This is a genomic window from Nocardioides ochotonae, from assembly GCF_011420305.2.
Taxonomy (GTDB): Bacteria; Actinomycetota; Actinomycetes; order Propionibacteriales; family Nocardioidaceae; genus Nocardioides; species Nocardioides ochotonae.
Genome location: NZ_CP061769.1, coordinates 1,849,308 through 1,862,840, shown reverse-complemented (window position 1 = coordinate 1,862,840; position 13,533 = coordinate 1,849,308). Strand labels below are relative to the sequence as shown.

The 13,533-nt window shown below is 71.8% G+C and carries 11 protein-coding genes and 1 tRNA gene; 4 read left to right on the top strand and 8 right to left on the bottom strand.

From position 1 onward, the window contains the following. Nucleotides 1-2: 2 nt before the first annotated feature. The 6 genes from HBO46_RS09040 to HBO46_RS09015 are packed head-to-tail and all read right to left on the bottom strand — an operon-like array spanning nt 3 to nt 7,690. A complete protein-coding gene (locus HBO46_RS09040) occupies nt 3-683 on the bottom strand; it encodes a response regulator (protein WP_166138695.1) in 681 nt (226 codons plus the stop codon). Beyond that, nucleotides 680-3,190 (bottom strand): ATP-binding protein, encoded by a 2,511-nt coding sequence (locus HBO46_RS09035; protein WP_166138698.1) that lies wholly within the window; start codon nt 3,188-3,190, stop codon nt 680-682. Before HBO46_RS09035 ends, HBO46_RS09040 begins: the two co-directional genes overlap by 4 nt. 4 nt (nt 3,191-3,194) lie before the next feature. Next, complete coding sequence (gene kdpC / locus HBO46_RS09030) at nt 3,195-3,809, bottom strand: potassium-transporting ATPase subunit KdpC (RefSeq protein ID WP_166138701.1); 615 nt, start codon at nt 3,807-3,809, stop codon at nt 3,195-3,197. Between the two features lie 4 nt (nt 3,810-3,813). After that, nucleotides 3,814-5,946 (bottom strand): potassium-transporting ATPase subunit KdpB, encoded by a 2,133-nt coding sequence (gene kdpB, locus HBO46_RS09025; protein ID WP_166138704.1) that lies wholly within the window; start codon nt 5,944-5,946, stop codon nt 3,814-3,816. Next, nucleotides 5,943-7,601 carry a potassium-transporting ATPase subunit KdpA gene (gene kdpA, locus HBO46_RS09020; protein WP_166138706.1) on the bottom strand — a complete coding sequence of 553 codons (1,659 nt, stop codon included), beginning with the start codon at nt 7,599-7,601 and terminating at the stop codon, nt 5,943-5,945. Before kdpA ends, kdpB begins: the two co-directional genes overlap by 4 nt. Beyond that, nucleotides 7,601-7,690: a potassium-transporting ATPase subunit F gene (locus HBO46_RS09015; protein ID WP_166138709.1), complete on the bottom strand. Its 90-nt coding sequence runs from the start codon at nt 7,688-7,690 to the stop codon at nt 7,601-7,603. The genes kdpA and HBO46_RS09015 overlap by 1 nt, the downstream gene beginning before the upstream one ends. A 178-nt stretch (nt 7,691-7,868) precedes the next feature. On the opposite strand from HBO46_RS09015, the gene HBO46_RS09010 reads away from it, so the two are divergent. The 3 genes from HBO46_RS09010 to HBO46_RS09000 all read left to right on the top strand — a co-directional run bounded on the left by HBO46_RS09010 (nt 7,869) and on the right by HBO46_RS09000 (nt 9,277). Beyond that, nucleotides 7,869-7,942, top strand: a tRNA-Pro gene (locus tag HBO46_RS09010). A 137-nt stretch (nt 7,943-8,079) separates the two neighbouring features. Next, on the top strand, nt 8,080-9,078 hold the full coding sequence (locus tag HBO46_RS09005; protein ID WP_166138712.1) for a GNAT family N-acetyltransferase: 999 nt from the start codon (nt 8,080-8,082) through the stop codon (nt 9,076-9,078). Nucleotides 9,079-9,127: 49 nt separating this feature from the next. After that, nucleotides 9,128-9,277, top strand: coding sequence for a hypothetical protein (locus tag HBO46_RS09000; RefSeq protein ID WP_166138715.1), 150 nt, complete (start codon nt 9,128-9,130; stop codon nt 9,275-9,277). A gap of 135 nt (nt 9,278-9,412) precedes the next feature. On the opposite strand, the gene HBO46_RS08995 is transcribed toward HBO46_RS09000, so the two are convergent. Next, nucleotides 9,413-9,709: an STAS domain-containing protein gene (locus HBO46_RS08995; RefSeq protein ID WP_166138717.1), complete on the bottom strand. Its 297-nt coding sequence runs from the start codon at nt 9,707-9,709 to the stop codon at nt 9,413-9,415. Nucleotides 9,710-9,915: 206 nt separating this feature from the next. Then, the gene (locus HBO46_RS20555) at nt 9,916-10,365 is read right to left on the bottom strand and encodes a dihydrofolate reductase family protein (protein ID WP_224769456.1); all 450 of its coding nucleotides are present in this window, start codon (nt 10,363-10,365) and stop codon (nt 9,916-9,918) included. Between the two features lie 354 nt (nt 10,366-10,719). Here HBO46_RS20555 and HBO46_RS08985 point away from each other — a divergent pair, with 354 nt between their 5' ends. Then, complete coding sequence (locus tag HBO46_RS08985; RefSeq protein WP_224769455.1) at nt 10,720-13,395, top strand: choice-of-anchor Q domain-containing protein; 2,676 nt, start codon at nt 10,720-10,722, stop codon at nt 13,393-13,395. Nucleotides 13,396-13,533: the final 138 nt, after the last annotated feature.

The following is a 13,533-nucleotide window of genomic DNA, read 5'->3' as shown; positions in this document are numbered from 1 at the left end:
CCTCACCCCTGTGGCGCGAAGCGGTAGCCCATCCCCGGCTCGGTGACGAACAGGACCGGTCGCGACGGGTCGGCCTCCAGCTTGCGCCGGATGCTGGCCAGGTGGACGCGCAGGTAGTTGGTCTGGCGCTCATAGCTCGGCCCCCACACCGACTGCAGCAGCTCGGTCTGACGCACCAGCCGCCCGCGACGGCGCACCAGGTGCTCCACGATCCGCCACTCGATCGGGGTCAGGTGCACCTCCTCGGTGCCGCGGCGGGCGCGCGAGTCCCCGAGGTCCAGCTCGAGGTCCCCCACCCGCACGCACGGCGCCGGCTCCACCGCGCCCGCCCGGCGGGTGGCCGCGCGCACCCGGGCGAGCAGCTCCTCGATCGAGAACGGCTTGGTGATGAAGTCGTCGGCACCCAGGTCGAGCGCCTCCACCTTGTCGTCGGAGCCGGTGCGCGCCGACACGACGATCACCGGCACCGAGGTGAAGGTCCGCAGCCGGGTCAGCACCGCGATCCCGTCGAGGTCGGGCAGGCCGAGGTCGAGCAGCACCACGTCGGGCATCCGCTCCTCGACCACCTGAAGTGCCGAGCGGCCGTCGCCGGCGGTCTCCACCTCGTAGTCGCGGGCGCGCAGGTTGATCGCGAGCGTGCGGCAGATGGCGGGGTCGTCGTCGACGACGAGCACGAAGGTCATGGCGCTTCCTTGCCGGCGATCCGGAGGTCGGGGATCCGGAGCTCGACGACGAAGGTGAGTCCCCCGCCGGGCGTCTCCTCGGTGCTGATCGTGCCACCCATCGCCTCGGTGAAGCCACGGGCGACGGCCAGGCCGAGGCCCACGCCGTCGCCCTGCGGGACGTCGCCGAGGCGTTGGAACGGCGCGAACAGCCGGTGCTGGTCCCGCTCGGGTACGCCGGGCCCGCTGTCGGCCACCCGCAGCACCACCCGCCCGCCCGCGCAGGCAGCGTCGATGCGGATGCGCGCCTCGGCCGGCGTGTATCTCAGCGCGTTCTCGCACACGTTGGCCACCACCCGGTCCAGCAGCCCCGCGTCGGCGAGCACCACGAGATCGGGGTCGAGGTCCACCTCGATGCGCCCGCCGCCCTCCAGCGACCCGATCGCGCGGTGCACGGTGCTCCCCAGCGGGACCTCGGTGAGCGCGACCCGCACCGAGCCGGTGTTGATCCGGCTCATGTCGAGCAGGTTCGCGACCAGGGCGGCGAGCCGGTCGGTGGACTCCTCGATGGTCTCCAGCAGGTCGGCCTCGTCCTGGGCGGACCACCGGATGTCGGGGGCGCGCAGGCTGGACACCGCGACCTTGACCGCCGCCAGCGGCGAGCGCAGGTCGTGCGAGACCGCGGCGAGCAGCGCGGTGCGGGTGCGGTCGGTCTCCTCGAGCCGCAGCCGCTCGACCTCGGCCGCGGTGGCGGCGCGCCGCTCCTCCATCACCTTGACGTACGCCGCGTAGGCGTTGAGCAGCCCGCGGTCCGAGGCCGGCAGCCGGGCCCCGTCGAGCACCAGCGTCGTCCCCTCGTCGATCGCGGTCGCCGCGTCGGCGGCCTCCGCGGACACCGGCGCGCTGCCGTGGGCGGCGACGACCTGCTCGACGTCGTGCTGGTCGCGGCGCAGGATCGCGGCACCTCGGGCGTTGAACAGCTCGCACGCCGAGGCGAGCAGTCCGTCGAGGTCGTCCCCGGCGTGCAGCAGGCTGTGGGAGAGCACCACCAGCGCGTCGGCCTCGGCGCGGGCCCGCGCCGCCTGCGCCGTACGCCGCGCCGCGGTGTCCACGACCGTCGCCACCGCGATCCCGACCAGCACGAAGATCACGATGGCGGCGGCGTTCGCGGGCTCGGCGATGGTGATGGTGTGCACCGGCGGGGTGAACAGCACGTTGAGCAGCAGCCCGCTGGACAGCGCGGCGACCACGGCCGGCACCAGCCCGCCGATCAGCGCGGTCGCCACGACCACCACCATCAGCGTCATCGCCTCGGTCGGCAGGCCCTCCATGTCGGACACGCTCAGCAGCACCAGGCTGACCAGCACCGGCGCGAGCACCGCGAAGACGAGGCCCAGGACCCGCCGGCGCCGGCTCAGCGCCTCCGGCGGTCGCCACCGGGCCCCGGAGCGGGCGTAGTCGTGGGTGACGATGTGGATGTCGATGTCCCCGGCCGCGGCGATCACCCGCTCACCGACACCGGGTCGCAGCAGCGTGCCGACCCGGCCGCGGCGGCTGGCCCCGATGATCAGCTGGGTGGCGTTCTCCGCCCGCGCGACGTCGAGGATCGCCTCGGCCGGATCGTCGCCGACCACCGTGTGCAGGGTGCCACCGAGCTCCTCGGCCTTGGCGCGCAGTGCGGCCAGCTGGTCGGGCAGCACCGAGGTCAACCCGTCCGGACGGGTGACGTAGAGCGCCAGCCACTCCCCGCCCGCCCCGCGGGAGGCGATCCGGGCGGCGCGGCGCATCAGGGTGCTCGACTCCGGGCCGGCGCTGACCGGCACCACGATCCGCTCGCGGGCGGGCCACGTGGAGTCGATGCGGTGCTCGTGGCGGTAGCGCTCCAGACCCTCCTCGACCCGGTCGGCCAGCCACAGCAGCGCGAGCTCGCGCAGCGCGGTCAGGTTGCCCTCGCGGAAGTACTGCGACAACGCAGCGTCGACCAGGTCGGGGGCGTAGACGTTGCCGTGCGCCATCCGGCGCCGCAGCGCCTGCGGGCTCATGTCGACCAGCTCGATCTGGTCGGCGGCGCGGACCACCTCGTCGGGCACCGTCTCGCGCTGACGCACCCCGGTGATCGCCTCGGTGACGTCGTTGAGCGACTCCAGGTGCTGGATGTTGACGGTGGTGACCACCTCGACGCCGGCGTCGAGCAGCCGCTCGACGTCCTGCCAGCGCTTCTCGCAGCCGCTGCCCGGGACGTTGGTGTGCGCCAGCTCGTCGACCAGCACCACCTCGGGACCGCGCGCCAGCACCGCCTCGACGTCGAGCTCCTCCTGCACCGTGCCCTTGTAGGCCACCCGGCGTCGGGGCAGCACCTCCAGCCCCTCGAGCGCCTCGGCGGTGCGGGCCCGCCCGTGGGTCTCGACGTACCCCACGACCACGTCGGTGCCCCGGGCCGCGCGGCGGTGCCCCTCCTGGAGCATCGCGAAGGTCTTGCCGACGCCGGGCGCGGCTCCCAGGTAGACCCTCAGCGTCCCGCGTTCCATGCGGTCAGTCTCCCCGCCCGCCGGCGGGTCCGGGTGAGGCGCTCCGCGGAGCGGCCTGCTCGAGGGCCACGTTGAGGGCGAGCACGTTGACGCCGGGCTCGCCGAGGAAGCCGAGCACCCGCCCGTCGGTCGCCTCGGCGACCAGGTCGCGGACCCGCTCCTCCTCGAGGCCGCGGGCTCGCGCGACCCGCGGCACCTGCAGTGCGGCGTACGCCGGGGAGATGTGCGGGTCCAACCCGGAGCCGGACGCGGTCAGGGCGTCCGCGGGCACGTCCGCGGGGTCGGCGCCCTCGACGGCGGCCACCTCGGTACGCCGTTGCGCGATCAGCTCCAGCAGGTCAGGGCTGGAGGGGCCGAGGTTGCTGGGCGCCGAGGCGAGGGAGTCGTGGTCGTTGGCCGAGGGCCGGGAGTGGAACCACTCCGCGCCCACGAACTGCTGGCCCAGCAGGCGCGAGCCGACGAGCACGCCGTCGAGGCGGACCGGTTGGCCCTGGGCCCGGTCGCCGAGGGCCAGCCCGGCGCCCCACACGGCGAGCGGATAGACGACGCCGAGGAGCACGGTGAGCACGAGGAGGGCGCGCAGCCCGGTCAGGGCCTGGCGGGAGAGGTCAGTGAGCATGTGATCAGCCGATTCCGGGGATGGTCGAGACGAGAAGGTCGATGAGCTTGATGCCGACGAACGGCACCACGACGCCGCCGAGGCCGAACACCAGCATGTTGCGGCGCAGGACGGAGGTGGCCGAGGCCGCGCGGAACCGCACCCCGCGCAGGGCGAGCGGGATCAGCCCGACGATGACCAGGGCGTTGAAGATGACCGCGGAGAGGATCGCCGACTGCGGCGTGGCCAGGCCCATCACGTTCAGTGCGTCCAGCGACGGGTAGGCCACGACGAACATCGCCGGGATGATCGCGAAGTACTTCGCCACGTCGTTGGCGATCGAGAACGTGGTCAGCGCCCCCCGGGTGATCAGCAGCTGCTTGCCGATCTCCACGATGTCGATGAGCTTGGTGGGGTCGGAGTCGAGGTCGACCATGTTGCCGGCCTCCTTGGCGGCGGCCGTGCCGCTGTTCATCGCGACCCCGACGTCGGCGGCCGCCAGCGCGGGTGCGTCGTTGGTGCCGTCGCCGGTCATCGCGACCAGCCGGCCCCCGGCCTGCTCGCGGCGGATGTAGTCCATCTTGTCCTCGGGCGTGGCCTCGGCCAGGAAGTCGTCCACCCCCGCCTCGGCCGCGATCGCCCGGGCGGTGAGCGCGTTGTCACCGGTGATCATCACCGTGCGGATGCCCATCGAGCGCAGTTCGGCGAACCGGTCGGCCATCCCCTCCTTGACCACGTCCTTGAGCTCGACCACGCCGAGCGCCCGGGCCTCGCCGGTGCTCGCGTCGCGGCAGGCGATCACCAGCGGGGTGCCACCGCGCCGGGAGATCTCCTCGATCGTCTCGTCCACCTCGACCGGTGGCCGCTGCCCGGTCCAGGCGGCCACCGCCGAGGCGGCGCCCTTGCGCAGGCAGCCGCCGTCGGGGAGGTCGACACCGGACATCCGGGTCTGGGCGGTGAACTCCACGAACGTCGCGCCGCTGGGCAGGTCCCGGTCGTCGGCCCCCTCGGCCGCACCTTCCTGGGCCAGTGCGAGGTCGACGATCGAGCGGCCCTCCGGCGTCTGGTCGGCCAGGCTGGCGTTGCGGGCCGCGTCGCGCAGCTGCTCGGGCGCCACGCCGGGGGCGGGCACGAACCGCACCGCGCGCCGGTTGCCGTAGGTGATGGTGCCGGTCTTGTCGAGCAGCAGCGTGCTCACGTCCCCGGCCGCCTCCACGGCGCGCCCGGACATCGCCAGCACGTTGACCCGCACCAGCCGGTCCATGCCGGCGATGCCGATCGCGGAGAGCAGCGCGCCGATGGTGGTGGGGATCAGGCAGACCAGCAGCGCGACCAGCACGACCAGGTCCTGCGGCGCCCCGGCGTACGACGCCATCGGGGCGAGGGTCGCGACCGAGGCGAGGAAGACCAGCGTCAGGCTGAGCAGCAGGATCGACAGCGCGATCTCGTTGGGAGTACGACGCCGCGAGGTGCCCTCGACCAGCGCGATCATCTTGTCCAGGAAGGTCTGCCCGGCGGCCGCGGTGATCCGTACGACGATCCGGTCCGACAGCACCCGGGTGCCGCCGGTGACCGCGCTGCGGTCACCCCCCGCCTCGCGGATCACCGGCGCGGACTCGCCGGTGATCGCGGACTCGTCGACCGAGGCGATCCCCTCCACGATGTCGCCGTCTCCGGGGACCACCTCGCCGGCCTCGACGACGACCAGGTCGCCGACCTCGAGCTGGGTTCCGGGCACGGGCGTCTCGGTGCCGTCTGCGGCCAGCCGGCGGGCGACGGTGTCGCTGCGCGCGGCGCGCAGCGAGGCGGCCTGCGCCTTGCCGCGGCCCTCGGCGACCGCCTCGGCGAGGTTGGCGAACACGACGGTCAGCCACAGCCAGACCGCGATCGAGATCGTGAAGACACTGGGGTCGACGACGGCGGCGACCGTGGTCGCGACCGAGCCGAGCCAGACCAGGAACATCACCGGGGAGCGCCACAGGTGGCGCGGGTCGAGCTTGCGCAGTGCCTCGGGCAGCTGCTCCACGCCCTGGGCGGCCAGCGTGCGCAGGCTGAGCCCTGCGCGGGCCCGGGACCTGGTGGACTCCGTGGTCCCGGTGGCGTCGGGGGCGCCGGGGGTGCTCCCGGGAGCAGCGGGCGGGTTGGTGGTGGTGGTCATGCGAGCGCCTCTGCGATCGGCCCCAGGGACAGGGCGGGGAAGTAGGTGAGGCCGGTGAGGATCACGATCACGCCGACCAGGAGGGTGACGAACAGGGGACGGTGGGTGGGCAGCGTCCCGGCGGTGGCGGGGACCTTGCCCTGCTCGGCCAGCGAGCCGGCGAGCAGCAGCACGAGCACGATCGGCACCAACCGGCCCAGGAGCATCGCCAGGGCGAGGGTGATCTGGAAGAAGTCCGAGGTCACCGTGATGCCTCCGAATGCGCTGCCGTTGTTGTTGGCGGCCGAGGTGTAGGCGTAGAGCACCTCGCTGAAGCCGTGACCGCCGCCGTTGCCCATCGCGTCGGGGGTGGAGTCACGGGAGATCGCCACGCCGGTGCCGACCAGCACGAGCACCGGGGTGGTGAGGGTGTAGAGCGCGACGTAGGTCATCTGCCGCGTGCTGATCTTCTTGCCGAGCAGCTCGGGGGTGCGGCCCACCATGAGCCCGGCGATGAAGACGGCGACGACGGCCATCACCAGGATCCCGTAGATGCCGGAGCCGACGCCGCCGGGGCTGATCTCGCCGAGCATCATGTTGACCAGCGCTCCCCCGCCGCCGACCGGGGTGAAGGAGTCGTGGGCGGCGTTGACAGCGCCGGTCGAGGTGCCGGTGGAGACCATGCCGAACAGGGCGCTGGCCCACTCCCCGAGGCGGGTCTCCTTGCCCTCCATCGCCGCACCGGCCGCCTGCGCGGACTGGGAGCGGGCGCCCGCCTCGCCGGCCGTCATCACGGCCAGCGAGACCGCCATCAGCACGCCCATCGCGCCCAGCACCGCCAGGCCCTGGCGCCGGTTGCCCAGCATCGTGCCGAGGGTGCGGGTCAGCGAGATCGGGATCAGCAGCATCAAGAAGACCTCGAGCAGGTTGGTGATGCCCGACGGGTTCTCGAAGGGGTGCGCGGAGTTGGCGTTGAAGAACCCGCCGCCGTTGGTGCCGAGCTCCTTGATCGCCTCCTGGCTGGCCACCGGTCCGCCGGTGAGGACCTGGCCGTGGCCGGCAAGGGTGTTCATCGTGGTGTCGGAGAAGCTCTGCACCACGCCGCCGAGCATCAGCAGCAGCGCGCCGAGGAACGCCAGCGGGAGCAGGATCCGCACGGTGCCCCGGGTCAGGTCGACCCAGAAGTTGCCGAGCGTCGCGCTCCGCACCCGCACGAACCCGCGGATCAGCGCCACCGCGACCGCCATGCCGACGGCCGCAGAGAGGAAGTTCTGCACCGCGAGGCCGCCCATCTGGGCCGCGAAGCCGAGCGTCGACTCCCCGGCGTACGACTGCCAGTTGGTGTTGGCCACGAACGACGCCGCGGTGTTGAACGCCATCGCCCAGCCCATCCCGTCGAGCTCGCGGCTCATCGGGAGGTGGGCCTGCCCCATCAGGATCGCCATCAGCACCGCCACGCTGACCAGCGAGAAGGCGATGACGCTCAGCGCGTAGGCCTTCGGGCTCTGCTCGGCGCCGGGGTCGACCCCGCTGAGGCGGTACAGGGCCCGCTCCACCCGCAGGTGGCTCGTGCCGGTGTAGACGCGCGCCATGTAGTCACCCAGCGGCACATAGACCAGTGCCAGCAACACGACCAGGGACGCGAGCTGCAGTGCTCCCGCGAGCGTGTCGGACATCAGAAGCGCTCCGGGAAGATCAGGGCCGCGAGCAGGTACGCCGCCACAGCGACGACCGCGAGGATCAGGAGGCCGTTCTCAATACTCATGAGTCCCAGCCAAGACCTCCGCGAGGTGTCGGACGCCGATCTTGACGCGGTCTTGACACGCGTTGACGCACTCTTGGCACGGCCGCCGTTCACCGCCCCGACCCGATTCCGGCGTACGGCGCGGGGTGGGGTAAGGTTCACCCGGTTCCTGACGCGGCCTTGCCGGGTCAAGGAAGTTCGGGCTGTAGCGCAGCTTGGTAGCGCACCTGACTGGGGGTCAGGGGGTCGCAGGTTCAAATCCTGTCAGCCCGACACACGAGAGGCCGGTTCGCCGCGGAGACGCGGCGGACCGGCCTTCGTGGTTCTGCGGCCACGGCGCCGCCCTGCTCCCGAGGCGACTGTCGACATCAGGCAGGATCGGCCCCTCCGCTCGAGACATGGGGTGTTCGATGATCGTGCCGTTGGAGCTGCGGGCCATCTCCGTGGACGACCCGTCCGCCCTGAGGGCGGTCTACCGCGTCGAGTGCGCGGCGACCGTGCACGCCCGGCCGGGCTGGGTGCCGCTCGACGAAGCGGCCAGGGCCGCGGTGTGGCAGGCCGACAACGGCTGGTCCCACCAGCTCGTCGGCGCCTTCGAGGGCGACGACCTGGTCGGGTTCGCCAGCTCCTCGACCGCCGACGACACCCCGGACACCGCCTGGGTCGACGTCTGCGTGCTGCCCACGCACCAGCGCCGCGGCACCGGCACGCGGCTCGCCCGGGCCGCGGAGGAGGCCGTCCCCGCGCGGGTGGAGCGGTACGTCGCCAGCGCCTACCTGCCGACGGCGACGGAGATCGATGCGCTCGTCGAGAGGTTCGCCGGCCCTCTCGGCTATGCGCGCGCCACCACGGAGACGGTGGTCGAGCTCGACCTGGCCACCGCCGAGCTGGCGCCCGTCGTGGTGCCCGCCGGGACCACCGTCTCCACCCATCTCGGCGGCGTCCCGGCGCACCTGCGCGCGCAGGTGGGCGTGATCAAGGGCCTGGTCGACGCCGAGGCGCCCCACGGCGAGCTCGGCTGGGAGCCGACGCCGGTCTCGGTCGAGGACTACGAGCGCGAGCTGGCCCTGTGGCGCGCGCAGGGCCGCACCTCCGTCGAGTCGATCGCGGTCACCGACGACGGCGTCGTCGCGGCCTGGACGTGCGTGGTCGTCGGGGCCGATCCGGCACGCCCGGCGCACGTCGAGGGGACGCTCGTGCTCACCGCCCACCGCGGCGCGGGACTCGGCCGGGCGGTCAAGGTCGCCTCGCTCCTCGCCGTACAAGCGCATGGCGAGGCGGTACGCGTGCGGACCAGCAGCGACGACGCCAACGTCTGGATGCGCGCGATCAACGATGACCTCGGCTTCGCCCCCGTCGAGTCCGAGGTACTGGTGCAGAAGGTTCGCCGGGGTCCCTCCAGGGCTTGAGTGCCCATGCTCATGTCCTCGAGCCGTCCGGGACCGTAGCGTCCCCGCCATGCCGACAGATACGCGAGAACCTGCGCGCCGGCTGTGGGGCGCGCTCAACGCGGCGCTGGCGCTCCTGGTGGTCGGGTACGGAGCCGTGTTCGTCTTCCTGGTCCTCGCCCTCGGCACCGACCACAGCGAGGTGGCGCCCGAGGAGTGACTGCGGCCGTGGGCGCTCGGGGCACTGGGCGGATCGGCCACTGCGCTCCTGGCTGGACGCTACGACCGCCGCTGCCTGCCCTGGACGGCGGCGCTCGTGCTCGCCGGAGTGTGTGCAGCCCCCCACCTCACCGGGCTAGTGCGCCTCGACCTCGCGGGAGCGCTCCTCGACGGGCAGCGTGAGCTCGGTCGCGTGCGGGAGCCCGTTCATCTCCATCACGACCTGCGCGATCGACCCCCGGACCGCACGCAGCGTGACCGGGCTGTCGCTCGGCGCGCGACGCAGCGCCGCGACGAGCTCATTGACCCCGACACTGGCGAGGAACTCGACCTGGGAGAGATCGACGACCAGGGCTCCCTTGCCGACCTTGTGCTCCAGCACCGCGCGCAGCTCCTGCAGGGAGAGCTCGTCGATGACCCCGCCAAGGGTCACAGCCTCTCCGTGCTGAACGGCGGTGAACTGATGGAAGTGCATGGCTCTCCAGGTGGCAGGGGGTAACCGACGGGGGTCGATGAAACTTGAATGTATCCAGACTGCGACGCATCCCGGCTCCCCTCATGGGGTGTAGTGGAGTCATCCGATGAGATTCCGGGGCGGTTTCCGCCGCCGCGACCCGTCGACGCGACGGGCGGCCACGCTCAGCGCAGGTCGTACGTCAGGTGCGTCGCCGTCGAGGTCGGTACGACGCGGCGCTGCACCAGCGTGCGCGGCGCCCCGGCGCTGAAGAGCGGCGTGCCGGAGCCGAGCACGACGGGTGAGAGGTGCAGGGTCAGCTCATCGACGAGGCCCGTTGCGAGGGCGGAGGCGACGGTGGCCCCGCCGCCCATCACCACGACGTCGAGGTCCGTGCCGGCGCGGGCCGACTCCGCCTCGGCGTGCCGGCGCGCCGCAGCGACCGCATCGGCGAGCCCCGTCGTCACGAAGGTCCAGTCGAGGTCGGTGAGCCTCACCGCGGCGGGCGCCGAGCCAGTGAGCACGAAGAACCCGGGCTGGGCAGCCTCTCCCGCGCCGTACCCGGTGTCGTCGTCCCCCGTCGAGTCGGAGGTGCTGCCAGAGGCTCCGCAACTGAGGCGGTTCACAGTGCTCACCCAGCGCTCCTCGTCTCGAAGCGACCTGATTCGAATGGGTGGGATCGTCCTCCGGGACCGTCCTGGGTGCGCTAACTTCGTGCCGCGTCTCTGCGCGCGCCATGTCTGCACGCTGCCGCTCGGGCCAAGCAAGACCCGAGGAGAATCATCGTGCCCCGCCCCCACGCCCCACAGGTCAGCCGCGCACTTCGAGGGGGCCTCGCGATCGCCCTGTCCACGGCGGTGGCCTTGGCTTCGATCGCGGTCTCCGGGCCTCCTGCGCGAGCATCCGCACCCATCACAGTGGCCCACGTCTCGTCGACCGGAATCGATGGCGACAACGACTGCTCGTCTGCTGCCTCGCCGTGTGCCACCGTGTCTCACGCACTGACGAAGACCGGCAGCGGAGCCACGATCTGGGTCAGCGGTGTCGTCCACGACCACATCCAGATCCCGGGCAGCACTGCGACGACGACCATCATCGGTGTCGCGGACAGCAACGCCACGCTCGACGGACAGCATCTCGACCGAGTGATCGATACCGACGCACCGCTGGTGCTCGAGAACATCACGATCCGCCACGGTCGCATCCTCAGTGGCCAGTGGGGCGGAATGGGCGCTGGCGTGCGGTCCACGCGTGGATCCCTGACGCTGCGGCGGGCGACGGTGACCGGCAACCACGCGGCCTACGGCGCTGGGGTCTTCAAGAGTGAGCCCGGATCGCTGACCGTGGTCGACAGCGTGGTCTCGCACAACACGGCCACCGTCCACGCAGCCGGAGTGTGGACGAGAGTCCCCACCACGATCACTCGCAGTGTGATCGACGGCAACGAGTCCGACGGCGACGCCGGCGGGGTCAGCGCTGGCGACAGCCTGCTGACCGTGGTCGACAGCACGCTGACGGGCAACCGGGCCGCTCGAGGTGGTGCGCTGTCCGGCGTCAACATGGTGGTCGCGGGGTCCACGTTCAACGGGAACTGGGCAACCTTCGGTAGTGCCCTGAACATGCAGACCGGGTCCTCGAAGGTCTTCAGCAGCACCATCGCAGGCAACACAGGGGGGCGTGCCGTCAGCACCGGGTTCGGTGAGGTCGCCTATGCAGGCACGATCCTCGCCCGGAACAGCGGCGGCGGATGCGAGTCCAACAATCCCGGCAGCCTGATCAGCCTCGGTCACAACCTCGGCGACGACGCCACCTGCGACCTGAGCGGCCCGGGCGACCAGGCGAGTACGCCGGCGCAGCTCGGACCGCTGGCGGACAACGGCGGGCAGCTCCTCACGATGCGGCCAGCCACGACGAGCCCGGCCGTGAACCGGATTCCGGTCGGCACCGTGGTGGAGGGGCATACGCTGTGCGAGCGCGTGGACCAGCGGGGCATGGCGGGACCTGTCGCGGGCGCCACCAAGTGTGCAGTGGGTGCCGTCGAGCCCGTCGACTTCGCCTTCCGTGAGCAGGAACCCTTGAGGATCACGTCGGCGGGCGGCGCCTTCAACGTGCCCGTGCCGTTGACCACGGCGGGCGGAACCGGCCGCGGCAACGTCACCTTCACCGCTGTAGACGGCACGGCCTCGGGCTGCCGAATCCTGCCGACGCTGCCGCCGTCCCTCGTGTCCGACGACCTCGGTACCTGCGAGGTCACCGCGGTCAAGGCCAGCCACGGCGGGTATCGCTCGGTGACGTCACCTCGAGCCACGCTCACCCAGACCACGGGAGTACAGGCGCCGCTGCGGGTGACGTCGACGTCCGGGCCGGCGGGCTTCGCCCTGGCGCTGAGCTCCGAGGGTGGTTCAGGAAGCGGCGCGGTGAGCTACGCGGTCGCCAACGGAACGGCCACCGGCTGCCGGGTCTCCGCGGCCAGTCTGCTCGCTGAGTCAGAGGGGACCTGCCTGGTCACGGCGCATCGGGCGGGTGACAGTCGCTATCAAGCGGCGCAGTCACCCGCCACCGCCGTCACCCTCGTCAAGCGGGACCAGGAGCCGTTGGCCCTCACGTCACTCGCTGCTGTGTACGGCCAACCGCTTGCCTTGACCACGATCGGCGGCTCGGGCACCGGAGCGATGACCTACTACGCCAGGAGACCGCTCGGCGACGGTCTGTACCAGATCGGCACGTGCGTCATCGAGGACGGGAAGTATCTGGTGGCCCACCATGCCGGCATCTGTGAGGTGACCGCCACGAAGTCCGCCGACGCGGAACACAGGGCGGTCAGCTCGCCGCCGACGGACGTGATGGTCGCGCACGCCCCGCAGGCACCGCTCACGGTCTCGTTCGTCGAGGTCGGGTGGGACTGGGCAGCGATCAGCTCGGGCGGCAGCGGCATGGGACGTGTGCACCTGACTGTCGTCGACGGCACCGCGCGTGGCTGCGGTACGTATGACCGTGGCGACGGCCATCAACGGATGACGTCTGAGACCCCGGGCACGTGCATCGTGACGGCGACCAAGGACGGCGACTTCGGCTACCTGCCCACCACGTCTGAGCCGGTCACCTTCCGGATGCCCAAGTTCCACCAGGACGAGGTCTTCCTCGCATCGGTTCGGGGAGTGGCCGGAACACCGTTGACGCTCGAGGCCTCCGGCGGTTCAGGCACCGGCGCCTACTCGTTCCTGGTCTTCGCCACCGGCGCCACCATGTGCCGCATCTCGGGGTCTGCACCCGCAGTGCTGCACGCGAGCGCAGCGGGCACTTGTCGTGTCGTCGCCACGCGAGCCGGCGATGACGACTACCACCAGCGCGAGTCGAACATCACCGACATCGTCATCGCCGAGGCGCCCAGGCCCGGCAAGGTCGGCAAGATCAAGGTCTCCGGTTCGCCGAAGGCATCGACACGCACGATCACGTGGACCGGTCCGCGCACCGGAGGGACGGTGACGAGCTACCAGGTTCTCATCACCAAGGGCAGGAAGAGGCTCGTCTCCAAAGTGGTGTCGGCACCGAGACTCGCGGTCAAGCGCAAGCGATTGGCCACGGGCAGGTTGACCGTCACGGTGACCGCTCGCAACGACACCGGCAGCGGCGCGAAGGTGACCAGGAAGTTCACCGTGAGGTGATTCGGCTCGTCGCGGTGGACCCCGGGTGGCGATGCCTCTCGAGGTCGTGGCGGACGCGCCGACGTCGCGGCCACCGGGGGACGAGCGCAGCATGTGCGAACACGCCCCGACCCCCGCCTGCGTGCCCTGCCCACCCGG

Excerpts from the sequence above, each read along its gene's own strand:
- HBO46_RS09040 (WP_166138695.1), bottom strand. The coding sequence starts at position 683 with ATGACCTTCGTGCTCGTCGTCGACGACGACCCCGCCATCTGCCGCACG.
- HBO46_RS09035 (WP_166138698.1), bottom strand. The coding sequence starts at position 3,190 with ATGGAACGCGGGACGCTGAGGGTCTACCTGGGAGCCGCGCCCGGCGTC.
- kdpC (WP_166138701.1), bottom strand. The coding sequence starts at position 3,809 with ATGCTCACTGACCTCTCCCGCCAGGCCCTGACCGGGCTGCGCGCCCTC.
- kdpB (WP_166138704.1), bottom strand. The coding sequence starts at position 5,946 with ATGACCACCACCACCAACCCGCCCGCTGCTCCCGGGAGCACCCCCGGC.
- kdpA (WP_166138706.1), bottom strand. The coding sequence starts at position 7,601 with ATGTCCGACACGCTCGCGGGAGCACTGCAGCTCGCGTCCCTGGTCGTG.
- HBO46_RS09015 (WP_166138709.1), bottom strand. The coding sequence starts at position 7,690 with ATGAGTATTGAGAACGGCCTCCTGATCCTCGCGGTCGTCGCTGTGGCG.
- HBO46_RS09005 (WP_166138712.1), top strand. The coding sequence starts at position 8,080 with ATGATCGTGCCGTTGGAGCTGCGGGCCATCTCCGTGGACGACCCGTCC.
- HBO46_RS09000 (WP_166138715.1), top strand. The coding sequence starts at position 9,128 with ATGCCGACAGATACGCGAGAACCTGCGCGCCGGCTGTGGGGCGCGCTC.